At 49.4% G+C, this 18,667-nt stretch carries 20 protein-coding genes; 10 read left to right on the forward strand and 10 right to left on the reverse strand.

Going from position 1 to position 18,667, the window contains the following annotated elements:
- Nucleotides 1-77: 77 nt before the first annotated feature.
- The 7 genes from acpP to yceD form a co-directional block, all read right to left on the reverse strand.
- Nucleotides 78-314, reverse strand: coding sequence for an acyl carrier protein (gene acpP / locus H0248_RS17050; RefSeq protein ID WP_005970506.1), 237 nt, complete (start codon nucleotides 312-314; stop codon nucleotides 78-80).
- Between the two features lie 154 nt (nucleotides 315-468).
- Nucleotides 469-1,203: a 3-oxoacyl-ACP reductase FabG gene (fabG, locus tag H0248_RS17055; protein ID WP_010276180.1), complete on the reverse strand. Its 735-nt coding sequence runs from the start codon at nucleotides 1,201-1,203 to the stop codon at nucleotides 469-471.
- Nucleotides 1,204-1,217: 14 nt separating this feature from the next.
- On the reverse strand, nucleotides 1,218-2,147 hold the full coding sequence (gene fabD / locus H0248_RS17060) for an ACP S-malonyltransferase (RefSeq protein WP_180786820.1): 930 nt from the start codon (nucleotides 2,145-2,147) through the stop codon (nucleotides 1,218-1,220).
- Between the two features lie 17 nt (nucleotides 2,148-2,164).
- Nucleotides 2,165-3,118 carry a beta-ketoacyl-ACP synthase III gene (locus tag H0248_RS17065; RefSeq protein ID WP_180786821.1) on the reverse strand — a complete coding sequence of 318 codons (954 nt, stop codon included), beginning with the start codon at nucleotides 3,116-3,118 and terminating at the stop codon, nucleotides 2,165-2,167.
- Nucleotides 3,119-3,124: 6 nt separating this feature from the next.
- The gene (gene plsX / locus H0248_RS17070) at nucleotides 3,125-4,171 is read right to left on the reverse strand and encodes a phosphate acyltransferase PlsX (RefSeq protein ID WP_110164032.1); all 1,047 of its coding nucleotides are present in this window, start codon (nucleotides 4,169-4,171) and stop codon (nucleotides 3,125-3,127) included.
- Between the two features lie 29 nt (nucleotides 4,172-4,200).
- Nucleotides 4,201-4,371, reverse strand: a complete 171-nt coding sequence (gene rpmF / locus H0248_RS17075) for a 50S ribosomal protein L32 (protein ID WP_005970518.1) — start codon at nucleotides 4,369-4,371, stop codon at nucleotides 4,201-4,203.
- A 16-nt stretch (nucleotides 4,372-4,387) separates the two neighbouring features.
- The gene (gene yceD, locus H0248_RS17080) at nucleotides 4,388-4,909 is read right to left on the reverse strand and encodes a 23S rRNA accumulation protein YceD (protein WP_039275632.1); all 522 of its coding nucleotides are present in this window, start codon (nucleotides 4,907-4,909) and stop codon (nucleotides 4,388-4,390) included.
- Between the two features lie 140 nt (nucleotides 4,910-5,049).
- Here yceD and H0248_RS17085 point away from each other — a divergent pair, with 140 nt between their 5' ends.
- Nucleotides 5,050-5,634: a Maf family protein gene (locus H0248_RS17085; RefSeq protein ID WP_180786822.1), complete on the forward strand. Its 585-nt coding sequence runs from the start codon at nucleotides 5,050-5,052 to the stop codon at nucleotides 5,632-5,634.
- Between the two features lie 64 nt (nucleotides 5,635-5,698).
- Here H0248_RS17085 and rluC read toward each other — a convergent pair whose 3' ends face one another.
- Nucleotides 5,699-6,655, reverse strand: a complete 957-nt coding sequence (rluC, locus tag H0248_RS17090; protein WP_180786823.1) for a 23S rRNA pseudouridine(955/2504/2580) synthase RluC — start codon at nucleotides 6,653-6,655, stop codon at nucleotides 5,699-5,701.
- Nucleotides 6,656-7,249: 594 nt separating this feature from the next.
- On the opposite strand from rluC, the gene rne reads away from it, so the two are divergent.
- Nucleotides 7,250-10,585 carry a ribonuclease E gene (gene rne / locus H0248_RS17095; RefSeq protein ID WP_180786824.1) on the forward strand — a complete coding sequence of 1,112 codons (3,336 nt, stop codon included), beginning with the start codon at nucleotides 7,250-7,252 and terminating at the stop codon, nucleotides 10,583-10,585.
- 59 nt (nucleotides 10,586-10,644) lie between these two features.
- Here the strand turns inward: rne and H0248_RS17100 are convergent, their stop codons facing one another.
- Entirely contained in the window at nucleotides 10,645-10,932 is a 288-nt protein-coding gene (locus H0248_RS17100) for a putative quinol monooxygenase (protein WP_180786825.1), read from the reverse strand.
- A 184-nt stretch (nucleotides 10,933-11,116) separates the two neighbouring features.
- On the opposite strand from H0248_RS17100, the gene pyrC reads away from it, so the two are divergent.
- The 6 genes from pyrC (at nucleotide 11,117) to H0248_RS17130 (ending at nucleotide 14,960) form a co-directional block, all read left to right on the forward strand.
- Nucleotides 11,117-12,160 carry a dihydroorotase gene (pyrC, locus tag H0248_RS17105; protein ID WP_180786826.1) on the forward strand — a complete coding sequence of 348 codons (1,044 nt, stop codon included), beginning with the start codon at nucleotides 11,117-11,119 and terminating at the stop codon, nucleotides 12,158-12,160.
- Nucleotides 12,161-12,266: 106 nt separating this feature from the next.
- The gene (dinI, locus tag H0248_RS17110; protein ID WP_010276133.1) at nucleotides 12,267-12,506 is read left to right on the forward strand and encodes a DNA damage-inducible protein I; all 240 of its coding nucleotides are present in this window, start codon (nucleotides 12,267-12,269) and stop codon (nucleotides 12,504-12,506) included.
- A gap of 88 nt (nucleotides 12,507-12,594) precedes the next feature.
- Nucleotides 12,595-12,852 carry a hypothetical protein gene (locus H0248_RS17115; RefSeq protein ID WP_180786827.1) on the forward strand — a complete coding sequence of 86 codons (258 nt, stop codon included), beginning with the start codon at nucleotides 12,595-12,597 and terminating at the stop codon, nucleotides 12,850-12,852.
- 233 nt (nucleotides 12,853-13,085) lie between these two features.
- The gene (bssS, locus tag H0248_RS17120) at nucleotides 13,086-13,340 is read left to right on the forward strand and encodes a biofilm formation regulator BssS (RefSeq protein ID WP_010276127.1); all 255 of its coding nucleotides are present in this window, start codon (nucleotides 13,086-13,088) and stop codon (nucleotides 13,338-13,340) included.
- A gap of 460 nt (nucleotides 13,341-13,800) precedes the next feature.
- Nucleotides 13,801-14,355: a cytochrome b gene (locus tag H0248_RS17125; RefSeq protein ID WP_180786828.1), complete on the forward strand. Its 555-nt coding sequence runs from the start codon at nucleotides 13,801-13,803 to the stop codon at nucleotides 14,353-14,355.
- Between the two features lie 29 nt (nucleotides 14,356-14,384).
- Entirely contained in the window at nucleotides 14,385-14,960 is a 576-nt protein-coding gene (locus H0248_RS17130) for a YceI family protein (RefSeq protein ID WP_180786837.1), read from the forward strand.
- 73 nt (nucleotides 14,961-15,033) lie between these two features.
- Here H0248_RS17130 and trhO read toward each other — a convergent pair whose 3' ends face one another.
- A complete protein-coding gene (trhO, locus tag H0248_RS17135; protein WP_180786829.1) occupies nucleotides 15,034-16,101 on the reverse strand; it encodes an oxygen-dependent tRNA uridine(34) hydroxylase TrhO in 1,068 nt (355 codons plus the stop codon).
- 216 nt (nucleotides 16,102-16,317) lie between these two features.
- Between trhO and H0248_RS17140 the strand changes: the two genes are divergently transcribed.
- On the forward strand, nucleotides 16,318-17,412 hold the full coding sequence (locus H0248_RS17140) for an NADH:flavin oxidoreductase/NADH oxidase (RefSeq protein WP_180786830.1): 1,095 nt from the start codon (nucleotides 16,318-16,320) through the stop codon (nucleotides 17,410-17,412).
- A gap of 257 nt (nucleotides 17,413-17,669) precedes the next feature.
- Complete coding sequence (locus tag H0248_RS17145) at nucleotides 17,670-18,590, forward strand: Kdo(2)-lipid IV(A) acyltransferase (protein ID WP_180786831.1); 921 nt, start codon at nucleotides 17,670-17,672, stop codon at nucleotides 18,588-18,590.
- The last annotated feature ends 77 nt before the right edge of the window (nucleotides 18,591-18,667 follow it).

The raw sequence follows: 18,667 nt of genomic DNA on the forward strand, positions 1-18,667 counted from the left end.
CTCCAGGGAGGGAAAGAAAAAAGACACTGCGGGACAAAAAAACTTAGGCGGTCGAATGACCGCCTAGATATGTTCGCTTACTGCTGGTTAGCCTGAATGAAATCGATGGCTGCTTGAACAGTCGTGATTTTTTCAGCTTCTTCGTCTGGAATCTCAGTATCAAATTCTTCTTCCAGAGCCATTACCAGCTCAACAGTGTCAAGAGAATCAGCGCCGAGGTCATCAACGAAAGAAGCATTGTTTACGACTTCTTCCTGCTTAACACCAAGCTGTTCAACGATGATTTTCTTAACGCGTTCTTCGATAGTGCTCATACTCTTAAATTTCCTATCAAAACTCGCTTTCGCGATGGTTTTCGTAGTGTATAAAATGTTTGAAAAGATGCAACAAAATCTCGGCTGGTCGAACCACGATTTTGTGCTATTTTGCGGTTATCACCGCAAATAATGCAAATAGTTTTCGAGCTTTTTAGATCATATACATGCCGCCATTGACATGCAACGTTTCGCCAGTAATGTAAGCAGCTTCATCAGAGGCTAAAAATACAACAGCACTGGCGATTTCTTTAGCATCACCGAGTCGGTTAGCTGGAACCGACGTCAAAATGCCTGCTCGCTGTTCTTCTGTCAATGCCTGAGTCATATCTGTTTCGATAAAACCAGGTGCGACAACGTTGACCGTAATACCACGAGAAGCCACTTCACGCGCGAGGGATTTACTGAATCCGATCAGTCCCGCCTTCGCTGCCGCGTAGTTAGCTTGTCCTGCATTGCCCATCGTTCCCACAACAGAACCGATGGTAATGATCCGGCCAAAACGTTTCTTCATCATGGCACGCATCACTGCTTTAGACATACGGAATACCGACGTTAAATTGGTATCCAGAATATCGTGCCACTCATCATCTTTCATACGCATCAGCAGGTTATCACGGGTGATGCCCGCATTATTGATAAGAATATCAATTTCCCCGAATTCTGCGCGAATTTCTGCTAATACGCTTTCTACTGATGCTGCATCAGCAACATTCAGCATATAACCTTTACCGTTCTCACCCAGCCAGCCGCTAATAGCTTCAGCACCTTTTTCGCTGGTTGCGGTACCAATGACTTTTGCCCCGCGGGCAACCAACGTCTCGGCGATGGCGCGCCCAATACCACGGCTTGCACCGGTAACCAGTGCAATTTTCCCCTCAAAACTCATTGTCTTCTCCGTTCTTATTTCTCAATCGCCGCTGATAGAGAAGCAGGATCGTTCACCGCAGCTGCTGTCAGGGTATCGACGATTCGTTTGGTTAAGCCAGTCAATACTTTACCCGGCCCGACTTCTAACAGCGACTCAATGCCCTGAGAAGCCATAAATTCAACACAGTCAGTCCAGCGTACTGGGCAATGAAGCTGGCGCACCAGCGCATCGCGAATGGCTTCCGGCGTGGTTTCGATGCGTGCATCAACATTATTGACAACGGGAATGGCCGGAGAATTAAACGTCACGGATTCCAGCGCAACAGCGAGTTTCTTCGCTGCTGGCTCCATCAGCGCACAGTGTGACGGTACGCTAACAGGCAGCGGCAGCGCTCGCTTCGCCCCCGACGCTTTACACGCAGCACCAGCACGCTCAACGGCCTCTTTATTGCCCGCAATCACCACCTGACCCGGTGAATTGAAGTTTACCGGAGACACCACCTGCCCCTGCGCGGATTCTTCACACGCCTTGGCAATGGCCTCGTTATCAAGCCCGATAATGGCATACATCGCACCCGTGCCTTCTGGCACGGCTTCCTGCATCAGTTTGCCACGCAGTTCAACCAGACGGACGGCCTGTTGGAAATCCAGCACACCCGCACAAACCAGTGCGGAATATTCACCGAGGCTATGACCAGACATCAGAGCAGGTGTTTTTCCTCCCTGCTGCTGCCAGACACGCCAGATAGCAACAGAAGCGGTCAGTAATGCAGGCTGCGTCTGCCAGGTTTTATTCAACTCTTCAGCCGGCCCTTGCTGGGTAAGCTGCCACAAGTCATAACCTAACGCTTCAGAAGCCTGAGCAAACGTTTCGGTGACGATCGGGTATTCTACTGCAAGTTCAGCTAACATCCCTACCGTCTGCGATCCCTGACCGGGAAACACCATTGCAAATTGCGTCATATCACAATCCTGTTTAATTAAAAACGAACCAGCGCGGAACCCCAGGTAAAACCGCCACCGAAGGCTTCAAGCAGCACCAGTTGCCCTGGTTTAATACGCCCATCACGCACCGCTTCATCAAGCGCTGAAGGCACAGAGGCTGCGGAGGTATTACCATGACGATCTAGCGTCACAACCACCTTGTCCATCCCCATACCCAACTTTTTCGCTGTGGCGCTAATGATACGCAGGTTAGCCTGATGAGGCACCAGCCAATCTAATTCACTTTTATCCAGTTGAGCCGCTTGCAGCGTTTCTTCAACAATATGTGCCAGTTCAGTCACTGCCACTTTAAAGACTTCATTACCCGCCATCGTCAGGTAAGCAGGCGTATCCGCATGGTTACGATCCTGATGCGGCAGCGCCAGCAGTTCGCCATAACGGCCATCGGCATGCAGATGGGTAGAAAGAATCCCCGGTTGCTCTGACGGCGTTAACAGCACGGCACCCGCACCATCACCGAACAGAATCAGCGTGCCGCGATCTTCAGGATCCAATGTACGTGACAACGTATCAGAACCGATCACCAGTGCATATTTCACCGCACCACTTTTAACATATTGATCGGCAACGCTCAGCGCGTAGGTAAAACCTGCACACGCAGCGGCCAGATCGAAGGCAATCGTATCTTTGATCCCTAGCAGTTGCTGAACCTGACAGGCGGAGCTAGGGAAAGCATGGCTTGATGATGTTGTAGCAACAATCAGAAGACCGACTTCAGAAGGATTGACATCCGCCATTTCCAGCGCTTTCTGCGCGGCACGGTATCCCATGGTCGCCACGTTTTCATCCGGCCCAGCAATACGGCGCTCACGGATTCCAGTACGTGTGACGATCCATTCGTCCGTCGTTTCCACCATCTTTTCTAAATCAGCGTTCGTCCTGATTTCTTCAGGCAGGTAGCTGCCTGTTCCGATTATTTTTGTATACATGTACGCTTAGTCACTCTTGGGTAATACCGCTTCTAGACGAGCGGCAATCCGCTCGGGAAGCTGCCGCCGTACCGTCTGCATTGCCTGTTCAATAGCAACCGCAAACGCTCTCTGGTTTGCTGCACCATGGCTTTTGATTACAGTTCCCCGCAATCCTAGCAGGCATGCGCCATTATATTGATCGGGATTCAAATGACCGAAACGCTTTGATAAGCGTTTTTGTAACAAACGCCCTAGCCATTTCAACCACCAGGATCGCTTTTGTTTTTGCCCAGGGCCTGAAGCCGGAGATTTCAGCAGTGACAGGAACATCCTTACCACGCCTTCCACCGTTTTCAGTGTGACATTCCCCACAAAGCCGTCACAGACCATCACATCCGTTTTCCCAGTCAGCAGATCGTTGCCTTCCAGATAACCGATGTAATTTATTGATGGTGCCTCTTTTAGCTGTGCCGCTGCTTCACGGATAGTGCTCAGCCCTTTGCTTTCTTCTTCACCGATATTCAACAACGCGACCCGAGGATTTGTCAGTTCCAGCACTTCTTCCGCCATCACTGAGCCCATCACGGCAAACTGAACCAGCATCGTGCTGTCACAGTTAACATTCGCCCCCAGATCCAACACAACTGTTTTTCCGTGTTGCTGGTGAGGTAATACTGACACTAACGCGGGTCGCTCAATGCCTTCCAGTGGCTTAATCAGGAGCTTGGCTAGCCCCATAAGCGCCCCCGTATTGCCAGCGCTCACACAGGCCTGTGCCCTACCGTCTTTAATCAACTCAAGCGCTATACGCATTGAGGTACCACGGCTCGCACGAATAGCCTGCGATGGCCTCGCATCACTAGCAATAACCGACTCCGCCGGAACAATCTCTAAGCGGGAAAGTAAATCAGAATCGACTTTGGCAAGTAATGGCGTTATTGCAGCAGGATCGCCGACTAATAACAAATTGAGAGCTGGATTAGAAGCCAGTGCCTGCAATGCAGCAGGCACTGTTACGCAGGGACCAAAATCCCCACCCATCGCATCTAACGCCAGAGTTAGGCGTGTCAAGGTATTGCCTTGCAAATAATTCGCAAGAATTACTTAGCAATGACCTTGCGACCGCGGTAGTAACCATCCGCAGTGATGTGGTGACGCAGGTGAGTTTCGCCAGAAACTTTATCTACGGATACAGAAGCGGTAGTCAGCGCATCATGTGAACGACGCATACCACGTTTGGAACGGCTAGGTTTGTTTTGTTGTACGGCCATGGACCTTACTCCTTAATTACTTACGCTTTAAACTGGCTAATACGGCAAACGGATTTGGTTTTTCCGCCTCTGCAGGCAGTTGACCAAATACCATATCCGCTTCGGACACTTCACAGTGTTCAGAATCATGCACCGGGGCGATAGGCAACATCAGAATAATTTCATCTTCAATCATTGCCAGCAGATCGACTTCGCCAAATTCATCAACGCCGATCGGCTCATACGCTTCCGGTAACGCTTCGGCCTGCTCATCGTTGACGACCGGGCTAAAACAGAATGTCGCATGGACTTGATGTTCAAACGGCTTGCTGCAACGCTGACACATCAGTGTGACCGTAACGTCAGCGTTACCGTCAATCACTGCCAGACGCTGATTATCAATATTGAAAGATAAAGAGGCCTGAACATCACTATCCACACTCACCACTGATTCGGCAACACGCTCTACTTGTTCAGCTGAATAGATACCAACGTAATCTAAACGCTTCTGAGCAGTGCGGACCGCATCAAGGGTTAAGGGTAATTTTACCTTTTGCATAGGGCGCGCATATTAACGTCGTAACGACATAGAGTCAAAGAAAAAGGCAGTGATGCACCACCTTTCACCAATATTCGCTTCCAGAGCGGCGCACAGTTTAAAATGCCTTTCATCATTACGCTACGGTTTATGAAAAAATTATGCAGCAGATTATTCTCGCCTCAACCTCACCTTATCGCCGAACCTTGTTGGAAAAGCTGGCGATACCCTTCGTTTGCGCAGCGCCAGACATCGATGAAACCCCTTACCCCGGTGAAAACGCCATCGATCTTGTGATCCGTCTTGCTGAAAACAAAGCGCAAACACTGGCCACCCACTACCCTAATCACCTGATTATCGGTTCCGATCAGGTTTGCGTTCTGGAGAACGCCATAACAGGAAAACCACATAATAAAGGTAACGCAACACGCCAGTTACAGCAGGCCAGTGGAAAGTGTGTTTCCTTCTTTACGGGTTTAGCGCTCTTCAATAGTGCAACTCAGGAAATGCAGAGCATTGCTGAGCCATTTGACGTGCATTTCCGTACGCTAACAGAAGCAGAAATTGACGGTTATCTGGAGAAAGAACAGCCGTGGAACTGCGCGGGCAGCTTTAAAAGCGAAGGATTGGGCATTACCCTTTTTGAACGACTATCCGGGCGCGATCCTAATACGCTCATTGGATTGCCATTGATCGCGCTAACGCAGATGCTACAAAAGGAAGGCGTGAACCCGCTGACGATGTAAAGTAAATCGGGATAGCCCGATGAAGCGGCTATCCCGACAGATAAAAGTATGTAGATATATGTAGTTATGCTTTTGTCTTGCGCAACAGCTGTAGACAGCGACGCAGTCCGCTATCCAATGGGGCTTCAACTCTCAGTGTCTCGCCCGTATTCGGGTGTTCAAAACGTAGCGCCTGCGCATGCAGGAAGAGACGTTTTAAGCCCGTGTCCGCCAGTTGCTGATCGAATTCGCGATCGCCGTAACGGTCATCGAACGCTATCGGATGCCCAGCATGTTGGGCGTGTACACGAATTTGATGCGTTCGTCCGGTAACAGGACTCGCCCGCACCAGCGTCGCGTGTTCAAAACGTTCTTCTATTTTAAAGCGCGTTTCTGACGGTTTACCGTCGCTGTTTACCCGTACGATGCGTTCACCGCTTTGCAGGACATTTTTCAACAGCGGTGCCTGAACAACCTTGCAATGAGACTGCCACTGGCCGCGAACCAGCGCCAGATAGTCTTTTTGCATGCCTTTCAGCCGCAACTGTTCGTGCAGAGAACGTAAGGCCGAGCGTTTCTTTGCGACCAGCAAAACACCAGAGGTATCGCGATCGAGGCGGTGTACTAACTCCAGAAAACGCGCTTCCGGGCGTAAAGCACGCAGCCCTTCAATCACGCCGAAACTTAGACCACTGCCGCCATGCACGGCCGTACCCGAGGGCTTATTTAGCACCAACAGGTAGTCATCTTCATAAATAATGCACTCGGCCAACGCCGCCACTTTACCAAGACTGGCAGAAACAGGGGTTTCATCGCGTTCTGCCTGTCGAACAGGCGGAATACGGATGACATCACCATCGAGCAATTTATACTCAGGTTTTACCCGTTTCTTATTTATCCTTACCTCACCTTTTCGCAAGATACGGTAAACCATGCTTTTAGGCACACCCTTTAAGTGGGTATGCAAAAAATTATCGATGCGCTGCCCCGCTTCATCTGCGGAGATCGTCACAAATTGTACTGAAGGATTATCTGTTTTCATGATGCGCGATTCTAAATAGAGCAACCCGATAGCGCCACTTCTTTTTCTGTGCTTAACTGTGTGTCTGACTTATGAAGATATTGTTGCATTGTCAAGTAAGTGGGCGGGTGAATTGGGCTGTAGCATCAAACCCTGTCCGTTTTGGTGATAACAACAGAACTATCTTTATACAGACAGGCAAAGTCACCTTGCTATAACGGTATCAGCAGTGGAATAATGCTTTTGCGTTTCCCACGCGGATTTCCGATAAAACAAGGGGAAATTGCGAAATTATTAAATTTGCCTGATGACGCACACACGCAGCAATGGCGTAAGACGTAATGTGAAATCAAGCAGTTAGCGGGCTGCGGATTGCAGCTTGGCCGGCAAATGGAATCAGATCTGGCGACATAATTCAGAAGCTGTTCCCTCAGTAAATGCGCTGTTTTCCACCAGGAAACACAGGCTACCGAAACATGCGTCTCTATGCAGGCGACAACCGGGAGGTTGACGTCCCTGCGATAAGCCACGAGGCCATCGGTTCACTCCGGTCATGCGGTTCTTTTGTCCGCAGCTCTATCAATAATGCAAGTAAAAATAACGAGTAAGTTGAAGATGAAAAGAATGTTAATTAACGCAACTCAGCAAGAAGAGTTGCGTGTTGCCTTGGTTGATGGTCAACGGCTGTATGACTTGGATATCGAAAGTCCGGGTCATGAGCAGAAGAAAGCAAATATCTACAAAGGTAAAATCACTCGTATCGAACCTAGTCTTGAAGCCGCTTTTGTTGATTATGGCGCTGAAAGACACGGTTTCCTCCCTCTTAAAGAAATCGCCCGCGAATACTTCCCTAGCAACTATTCTTCCCACGGTCGTCCTAACATTAAAGACGTATTACGTGAAGGTCAGGAAGTCATTGTTCAGGTAGACAAAGAAGAGCGTGGCAACAAAGGCGCTGCACTGACCACCTTTATCAGTCTGGCAGGCAGCTATCTAGTCTTAATGCCAAACAACCCTCGTGCGGGCGGTATTTCACGCCGTATCGAAGGTGACGATCGTACCGAGCTCAAAGAAGCGTTGGGATCGTTGCAATTGCCCGATGGCATGGGGCTCATTGTTCGTACCGCTGGTGTGGGCAAATCCGCTGAAGCGCTGCAATGGGATCTGGCTTTCCGTCTGAAACACTGGGACGCGATCAAAAAAGCCGCCGAAGGCCGCCCTGCACCGTTCCTGATCCATCAGGAAAGTAACGTGATCGTCCGCGCATTCCGCGACTATCTGCGCCCAGACATTGGCGAAATCCTGATCGACAACCCAAAAATTCTCGATCTGGCGAAAGAACATATTTCTGCGCTGGGCCGCCCTGATTTCAGCAGCAAAATCAAATTGTACAGTGGTGAAATTCCACTTTTCAGTCACTATCAGATTGAATCGCAGATCGAATCGGCTTTCCAGCGTGAAGTTCGCCTGCCGTCCGGTGGTTCTATCGTTATCGATACGACCGAAGCCCTGACAGCAATCGATATCAACTCCGCCCGTGCGACGCGCGGTGGTGATATTGAAGAAACCGCATTCAATACCAACCTTGAAGCCGCAGACGAAATTGCCCGCCAGTTGCGCCTGCGTGACCTCGGTGGCCTGATCGTTATCGACTTCATCGATATGACTCCGGTTCGTCACCAACGTGAAGTTGAAAACCGTCTGCGTGACTCCGTACGTCAGGATCGTGCACGTATTCAGATCGGCCGAATTTCCCGCTTTGGTCTGCTGGAAATGTCGCGTCAGCGTCTGAGCCCTTCACTGGGTGAATCAAGCCACCACGTCTGCCCACGCTGTAGCGGTACCGGTACGATTCGTGACAATGAATCACTTTCACTGTCTATTCTTCGTCTGATCGAAGAAGAAGCGCTGAAAGAAAACACCAAAGAAGTCCACGCGATTGTTCCCGTCCAGATTGCGTCTTATCTGCTGAACGAGAAGCGTGATGCCGTTAACGCCATTGAGAAACGTCAAGGCGGCGTGCGCGCGATCATCGTGCCACATGACGGAATGCAGACACCGCACTACTCCGTTGTTCGCGTCCGTAAAGGCGAAGAAAAACCGACGCTCAGCTATTTGCTGCCTCAGCGTTTGGAAACGGAAACGCAGCAGTTGCAAGACGAACAGACTATCGAGCGTAAACAGCCTGAACAACCTGCGTTAGCAACGTTTAGCATGGTTGAAATGCCAGAGGAAACGGCACCATCGATTGCCAAAGCAGCACCTGCAGCGGCGAAACCGGCGGAAATCGCTCAACCTGGCCTCGTTAGCCGCTTGTTCAGTGCCTTAAAAAGCGTCTTTGCTTCCGAGCCCACGGTAAAAGCAGCGGATAGCGTTGACGATAAGAAAGACGAAGAAGAGAAATCCACTGAAGATCAGCGCCCTGAACGCCGGAACTCACGCCGTCAGGGCAATAATCGCCGCGATCGTGGCTCTCGTGACAATCGTGACAATCGTGACAATCGTGACAATCGTGAACAGCGTGATGAGCAGCGCCGTAATAAGCGACAAAACGAGGAAGCGGTTACTGACACCCACTCTGCGGAAAATGCGGAGAAGTCCAATTCGGAAGAGCAACCGCGTCGTGAACCACGTGCTGAACGTCAGCGTCGCCGTCAAGATGATCGCCGTCAGGCTCCGGCTGAGGCAAAAACACAGCCAGTTATTGATGATGTGGATGACAGTGCAGTCGAGCAGGATAAACCGACTCAGGTTATGCCGCGTCGCCAACGCCGTCAGTTGACGCAGAAAGTACGCGTTCAGTCCGATGCTCAACACGATCCCCTCTCTGATAGCACCGCACCTGTCGCTGCACCATCTGAGCAGGCTCAAGCTTACGTCAAGCCAAGCGATGCTGCGGTAGACACTAACGAGGTCGATAACGAGCAGAACGATGCCAATCGTGCCAATAGCGAGAATGGCGGTATGCCGCGTCGTTCACGTCGTTCTCCGCGTCACCTGCGTGTTAGCGGTCAGCGCCGTCGTCGCTATCGTGACGAGCGTTATCCGTCTCAGTCGCCAATGCAGTTGGAGTTTGCCGCTGCATCACCGGAAATGTCATCAGGAAAAGTTTGGGTTAGCTATCCGCTTGCACAGCCACAGCAGCCTGAAAGTCAACAGCAGGACGAGAACGTTACAGCAATTGAAACACCGCTGTTACCTGCCGTTGTCGAAGCCGCAGTGACTGCACAAGCTGACACCGCGAAATCCAACACGGTTGAAAACGTTGCCATCACTGAAGCCGTGGGTCAGGAAGACGCCGCTGTAACCGCTACAGCACAATCTGCCGACGTTATCCAGGATAGCAATGTAGTGGATGTCGAGGTGAGTACCGCAGGCGAAGAAACCGTCATCGAGCCAGTGACCGAGAACACTGCTATCGCTGCAGTTACTGTGAATGCCGTTGAGGAGGCACAAGTTGCTGATACTATGGCAACTCAGGTTGCTGAAGAAACCGTTGACGCGGTTACTTCTGAAAATACAGTGGCTGAAAACGTAGCTACCGCAGCGGTCGCAGAAGACAAGCAAGCAGATAGCATTGCTGATGCAACTGAGAAAGCAGATCTGACAGAAGCGGTTTCTACTCCTGCAGTTTCCACAGTTCAGGAAGTCATCCCGCCACAACATATTCAGGATGAGCCAGTATCTGCTATCAACGCACAACCGTTTGTGGAAGCGTCTGTACCGAGCGCAGTAAAATCATCAAGCGTTGCTGAGCAACCTCGTTATAAGCTCCATGCGACAGCACCAATGACTAAAGCGCCAGCGCCGGCATACCATGCGGAGCCTGCTCGACACAGTGATTGGGTTCGTCCTGCCTATCCGTTCTCAGGAAAAGGTTCAGCAGGTGGTCATGCCGCAGTTAACCAGTCAACTGCGCCAGCAACCAAGCCTACACCGGCCAGCGAGTAATTCTGGTTCTATCGACAAAAAACCCGCCAATTGGCGGGTTTTTTATGAATAACGTTTTGTTAGCCTAAAAGATTCAATAGCTTGATATCTATACTGTCCGTTTTTCCATCCAACTCCGCCAGCAGATTTTTGAAGTGATCACTCTGCTCATGTGATACCAGCGCATCTCTATCTTTCCAGCGTTCTAAAAACACAAACGAACCGGTTTTATCCACGACTTCATGTAGATCATACTGCACATTACCCGCTTCCTGTCGGCTAGGTGCCACCACGCGTTTCAGCGTTGCGGTAACGTCTGCAATGAACTCTGCTTTTGCCTGAATGGTAGCAACAATACGAATTTCCATATACATCCCTTATTTATCAATGAAAAGATAATGCTATCAGATGCCAATCTACGGTTAATTTCAAGCATTCATCAACAAACGGATGCATTAAAATGGCTTTGCGCTTATCCTTATCCCCCGCCGTATCAGTCCCAAAACCAACCGAAAGATGCTGTTTTTCTACTGACCGCCGGAGCGCAATTCCATGACCGCACAGCCCACTATTCTTAAAATCCGTCGCCCTGACGATTGGCACATTCACCTGCGTGACGATCGGATGCTGGAAACCGTTCTCCCCTATACCAGTCGTTTCTTTGGCCGTGCGATTGTTATGCCTAACCTGACGCCACCGATTACCAGCGTAGCCAGCGCGATAGCATACCGTCAGCGCATTTTAGCTGCGGTCCCGCAGGGTGATAATTTTCATCCGCTGATGACGTGCTACCTGACCGATGCACTTGATGCCAACGAAGTCGTGAGTGGCTTTGAGCAAGGCGTCTTTACCGCAGCCAAGCTCTATCCAGCCAATGCCACAACAAACTCCAGCCATGGAGTCACCAGCATCGCCAATATCTCCGGCATTCTGGAACAAATGCAGAAGATTGGCATGCCGTTACTCATCCACGGCGAAGTGACCGACTCTGCCGTTGATATTTTCGATCGAGAAGCACGCTTCATCGAAACGGTGCTGGAACCATTACGCCAACAGTTCCCTGAGCTGAAAGTCGTCCTCGAGCACATTACGACGAAAGAAGCCGCGCAGTATGTTGTTGAAGGTAATGATTATCTCGCCGCAACCATTACACCACAGCATCTGATGTTTAACCGCAATCATATGCTGGTTGGTGGCGTTCGCCCTCACCTATATTGCCTGCCTATCTTAAAACGCAATACGCATCAGCAGGCGCTACGTGAAGCCGTCGCTAGCGGCTGTGGCCGGCTTTTCCTCGGCACTGACTCCGCGCCGCATGCAAAACACAGAAAAGAGTCCAACTGCGGCTGTGCCGGTGTGTTCAATGCTCAGGCCGCATTAAGTACCTACGCCACCGTTTTTGAAGAAATGAACGCGCTGGATAAACTCGAAGCATTCTGCTCCCTGAATGGCCCGCGTTTTTATGGCCTGCCGGTGAACGACAGCTGGATTGAGCTTCATCGTGAAACCGTCACGTTCCCTGAAGAAATCGCTCTCGACGACGAGTCGCTCATCCCCTTCCTGGCCGGACAAAGCCTCAACTGGTCAGTCCGTTAACCGACAAGCCCATCCGCATTGTGCCGATGGGCTAAATTTTATTGTGCGTCTTGTTCTCCACTTGTAATAACTGTATAAATAAACAGTTTAAAATTTGGAGGTCAGCATGCGCGTAGAAATCACTCTTGCAAAGACAACGCCTTTACCCGCCGGTGCAGTCGAAGCACTCAGGCATGAGCTGGAAAAGCGTATTCACAAAATTTATCCCGACACCCCCATTCAGGTGCGTTATGCATCTGCAAATAACCTGACAGTCATGGGAGCAGGCAAAGAGGACAAAGATCGTATCTCTGAAATCTTGCAGGAAACGTGGGAAAGCGCCGACGACTGGTTTACCGCAGAGTAATCCAAAGCTTGAAAAATAACGAAGATATAGGCTGTAATGGCAGCTTAAAGCGGCATTTCGCCATGTGCTATGACCGAGGGTATCTGTTATGACGGTAGAAAAACCAGAAGAGGCAATGACATTTGGGGAATTGCTGGAGCTGATTGGCGAGCAACAACGCAAGATCGACGCTCTGGAACTTGCCTTTTCGTCCCTGGCATTCTGCCTTGATGAGAAAGCAAACAAGCTGATGATTCACAATCTGGCACTCGAATCTCAAAATGAGAATCGGGATCCAGCGATGAAGAAATACCTTGCCCGACTTGCTGCCGCATTGGAGAGAAATGCAGGATTGGGTGCGGAATAATGCTCTGCCGTCCCTGCTAACAACATGTTCGGGATGAAAGTCTATTCGTCCCGAAATGTCATCTGACGCCATCCTTAGCCATAGCTGCCTGTGTAATATTTTTTACGAAAAATTGAAAATATTTCCCATAAATTAAATAAGCAGCAGTATACTGATAATGTTCATCTAAAAAAATGAACTACCCGAAGCCTCATTAGTCACTCATGTTAGTAACTAGTCAATAAGGGGTATTTATGGATAGAAAAAATGAAGTTATTCAGACACATCCTCTTGTAGGTTGGGACATCAGCACCGTTGACAGTTATGACGCCATGATGATCCGTTTGCACTATTTATCCACCTCGGACCAGGCACCAGATGAAGCACATGTCGACCGGACGCTTTGGCTAACGACTGATGTTGCAAGGCAACTGATACACATACTCGAAGCCGGTATTGCAAAGATCGAATCAACAGACTGTGACGCCAGTGATTATCGAAAACATTAGTAATTGATAACGTTATCAATATTATATTCAGTACCCATTAAGTTTCTTAAAAAATAACAACACCGCCAATAGCGCGGTGTTGTTATTTTAGGGCTATTCTCATTTCTTTTTATATCCGTCAATACATTAATTCGTGCCTATCTATTTTTATACTATCACCGACCTGATACTAATAATCACCCGCTATATCATTATTCAACTAATAGAGCCGCTTTCCAGTGTAATTAATTTATCTCACTGTCGTCTTTATCCATATTTCGTCTGAAAATAGGCATTAAAAATATCTATTTCCAGTAAAGAATTTCCATAACTAAACTGAATAAATTATGAATTTAAATTCAAAAAAATTGTTCATGTTTATGATAATGTTACAATTTGAAAGTTTATATTGATTTTATGTTTCTTCCTGTTAAATTCCGCCGAATTGACTGCGTTACCGATCTGATAAGGAGTTATCACTATGCTTTGGCGTAATACCTCTTCTCGTTATGGCCATATCAGCATTATTTTGCACTGGATTGCAGCGTTAACCGTTTATGGCATGTTCGCTTTAGGGCTGTGGATGGTCACATTAGGGTACTACAATATTTGGTATCACCGAGCCCCAGAGATTCACAAAGCCATTGGCGTGCTGTTCTTTGCCATCTTACTCTTTCGCGTGGTATGGCGTTTTATCTCCCCACCGCCTCCGCCGTTGAAAAGCTACTCCACATTAACCCGCATCAGCGCGACGCTGGCTCATATTGCACTTTATGTCATTCTTTTCGCCATTCTCATTAGTGGATATCTCATTTCCACTGCCGAAGGGCATTCTATCTCAGTTTTTGGCTGGTTTTCTGTTCCGGCCATTGTCAGCGGCTTGACGGATCAGGCCGATATAGCAGGCGACGTGCATCTTTATCTTGCATGGGCGGTGGTTGCCTTATCAGCGCTGCACGGTTTAGCCGCATTAAAACACCACTTTATCGATGGTGATAACACGTTGAAACGGATGTTGGGTCGCAACGTTCCTTAACTTTCTGGATTTATGGATAAATACCAATGCTGAAGAAAACACTACTGGGCCTGACCGCAGTATCCATGCTTGCCTCTGCCGGTTCTGCACTGGCGGCAGAATACACGTTCGATAAGGAAGGCCAGCACGCGTTTATCGAATTCCGCATTAAACACCTCGGTTACAGCTGGCTTTACGGCAGCTTTAACGACTTCGATGGTGCCTTTACCTTTGATGAGAAAAACCCATCAGCGGATAAAGTGAATGTCACTATCAATACCAACAGCGTTGACACTAACCACGCTGAACGTGACAAGCACCTTCGCAGTGCAGAATTTTTAAACGTTACCAAGCATCCGCAGGCAACGTTTACTTCCACTGAAGTGAAGAAAGACGGTGAAGATTACGCTATTACCGGCAACCTGACCTTAAATGGCGTCACCAAGCCCGTTAAGCTGGATGCCAAACTCATCGGTCAAGGTGATGACCCGTGGGGTAACTATCGTGCAGGATTCCAAGCCGAAGGCACTATCAAGCTGAAAGACTTCAACATTGCGACCGATTTGGGTCCAGCTTCACAGGATGTAGAACTGATTATTGCCGTTGAAGGCGTTCGCCAGAAATAAGGCCGCAACACGCATCAACAGTACACAGCCCTTTCCGTTGGAAAGGGCTTTTTATTGCAGGATGAACCGTTCGCTATTCAGCCTTATCTTTCGCTACAGGGGCAGGAATGTGCAACGTTGCCTGTAATAATCCTTTGGATTTATTGAAGATTTTCATTCCATTTTCACGCCCGCTGCGTATCGCCCTTTGTTCTTCCAGCGGCAGCTTCATCTCATCCTGACACTGCGTACTGCAACAGCCTTCGTATTTTGCGGCGCAGCTCGGACATTGGATAAACAGGAGATGGCACCCTTCATTACGGCAGTTAGTGTGGCTATCACACGACGCGCCGCACTGATGGCAATGCGCGATGACATCATCAGAGATACGCTCTCCCATCCGTTCATCGAACACGAAATTCTTACCGATAAACTTCAGCGATAAGCCTTGGGCTTTAGCCTGACGCGTATACTCAATAATACCGCCCTCGACGTGATACACATTCTTAAAGCCGTGATGCAGCATGTAGGCACTGGCCTTTTCGCAGCGAATACCGCCCGTGCAGTACATGACAATATTTTTATCACGCGCCTCGTCCAGCATTTCAACCGCCATCGGTAGCTGCTCACGAAAGGTATCCGACGGCACTTCCAGCGCATTCTCGAAATGTCCGACTTCATATTCGTAATGATTACGCATATCGACAAATACGGTATCAGGATCGTCAGCCATCGCATTAACCTGATCGGCTTTCAGGTATTGCCCGACATTCGCAGGGTTAAAAGTAGGATCGTCAATGCCGTCGGCGACAATCCGTTCGCGTACTTTCATACGCAGTACCCAGAACGATTTCCCGTCATCTTCCAAAGCGATATTTAAGCGAATTTGATCGAGTGCCGGATGTGCACTGAACAATGCAGCTTTAAAGGCATCGAACTGATTATTAGGTACGCTGATTTGGGCGTTAATCCCTTCAGTGGCAATATAGATGCGTCCGAAGACCTTATATTGCTCAAGCTGAATATACAAACGATCGCGAAAGGCTTTTGGATCGTCAATCGCAAAATATTTATAGAAGGAAACTGTGGTACGCGGCTCGGTTTCCGCAAGCATACGCGCCTTCAGTTCCTCATTAGAAATTCGGTTATGTAACACTGGCATGGTGTACGTTCCTGTCTTCATTGAGGTTAGCGTGTGGCGTTCATCATCAAGCTATAGCTCGACATACTGAATCGCCCGGCATCATACCTGATAGCGCTGAAGCTGTCAGGGCATGAAATGAATAGCGTAACGAGAAAGAGTGATCTACCGTAAACCCATGACCTCTGGGATTCATTTTCGCTTTCATGAAGTATCATCATCGAAGGATCTGTCATTATGAGTCAGCTTTTCTCCCCAGTATCACTGGGTAAACTCGAATTGCCCAACCGAATCATCATTGCCCCTATGTGTCAGTATTCAGCAGAGGACGGCAAGGCGACAGCCTGGCATACCATGCATTTAGGTAACCTGTCACATTCTGGCGCTGGGCTACTTATTATTGAGGCAACCGCAGTCTCACCAGAAGGGCGGATTTCCCCGCACGACCTTGGTTTGTGGGATGACGCGACGGAGCAGGCTCTTGCTGGTGCGGTTCACGCAGTCAAAACCTATTCAGCCATGCCTCTCGGCATACAGCTCGGGCACGCGGGTCGCAAAGCATCAACAGGCGTGCCGTGGAGCAGACGAGCATTTCTGCGCCCGGAACAGGGCGGTTGGCAAACTATTGCACCATCGGCTGTTCCTTATAATGACAGTGATGCGCCACCGCAGGCCATGTCAGAACCACAAATCCATGCGCTAATTGATTCGTTCGTTGATTCCGCTAAACGTGCGGATCGTCTGGGCTTTGATCTGATAGAGATTCATGCTGCCCACGGCTATTTACTGCACCAGTTCCTCTCACCGTTAACCAACCAGCGCACGGACGGCTACGGCGGATCGCTTCAAAATCGGATGCGTCTGGTCATTGAAATTTACCGTGCGATACGCGACATTTTCCCTGAACATAAAGCCGTCGGCATACGCATTTCCGCAACAGATGGTGTGGAAGGCGGTTGGGATCTGGAACAGTCCGTACAGCTCAGTAAAGCGCTGCACGAATTGGGCTGTGATTTCATCCATGTTTCCAGCGGCGGGTTATCGCCGTTGCAACAAATTCATCCTGCGCCGAATTATCAGGTGCCCTATGCGCAGCGGATTAAGCAAGAGGTGGGTATTACGACCATCGCCGTTGGATTGATAACCGAACCGGAACAGGCAGAAGCGATCGTTGCAACCGGTGAGGCAGACGCTATCGGGCTGGCTCGCGCGATACTCTTCGATCCTCGCTGGCCGTGGCATGCAGCCGTCAGACTGGGCGCTCAGGTCTCCGCCCCTGCACAATACTGGCGTAGTGAACCACGCTACGCCAGAGGTATTTTTAAACAGTAACGATGAATACGATGTGTCAGGCGATCCTATCTGGGTCGCCGCTTCCCCCTCTCACCACGCAGTATGCCAACAAAGGTTAAAACTCATTCTCTGAAGATGGTACGATCAAGTCCGCTTTTGCATAAAAATCAGTCAATAACACAACGGTAATTTGTTTTATTGGCAAAGCACCGCAATAATCTATCTTGCAGTTGATCTATTAACTCTTTTTTAACGGTTCGCGTGCTGACCAGCACCAAAATATTGATACTGAGACCATGACACAAATCCCTTCTTTTAATCGTTCATTGCTACATCCGCGTTACTGGCTCACTTGGTTGGGCATCGGCATCCTGTACCTTATCGTTTTGCTTCCCTACCCCATTATTTATCGTATCGGTACCACGCTCGGCTATCTGGCTATGCGTCTGCTGCCAAAGCGCGTCAAGATCGCCGCCCGCAACCTTGAACTGTGTTTCCCCGACATGCCACAGGCTGAGCGTGATGCGTTAATCAGGAAGAATTTCGAATCTGTCGGCATGGGCGTAGTTGAAACAGGCATGGCCTGGTTTTGGCCGAATTGGCGTATCGAGCGCTGGTTTACGGTAACAGGCGTTGAACACATCATTCCTGAGAACGAACGGGAGCAAGGGGTACTGCTCATCGGGCTCCATTTTTTAACATTGGAACTCGGTGCACGAGTTTTTGGCATGTACAATCCGGGGATTGGCGTCTATCGTCCGAATGATAACAAGCTGATTGACTGGTTACAGACGTGGGGAAGAATGCGTTCCAATAAATCCATGCTGGACCGAAAAGATCTGAAGGGCATGATTCGCGCTCTCAAGCAGGGCGATATTATCTGGTATGCCCCAGATCATGATTATGGCCCACGCAGCAGCGTATTCGCTCCTCTGTTTGCCGTAGAGAAAGCAGCGACAACCCGCGGTAGCTACATGCTGATAAAAACGGCACGCCCAGCAGTCATCCCTTTTGTACCTCGCCGACTGCCTGACGGCAAAGGCTATGAGCTACTGATACAGCCAGCGGAACAGGATGCGCCTATAGATAATGAAACTGCGACTGCCGTTTGGATGAACAACGTGGTTGAACGGAATATTCTGCTCGCACTGGATCAATACATGTGGCTGCACCGCCGTTTTAAAACGCGCCCAGAAGGCGAACCGTCCCTTTATTAACGAATGCACTCCTGTAGTTTCGGAGCTGCGACACCTTATAATCGTCGAAAAAAAAGCAACGGCATGGATTGCCGTTG

This window comes from Pectobacterium brasiliense (genome assembly GCF_013449685.1).
Taxonomy (GTDB): Bacteria; Pseudomonadota; Gammaproteobacteria; order Enterobacterales; family Enterobacteriaceae; genus Pectobacterium; species Pectobacterium brasiliense_A.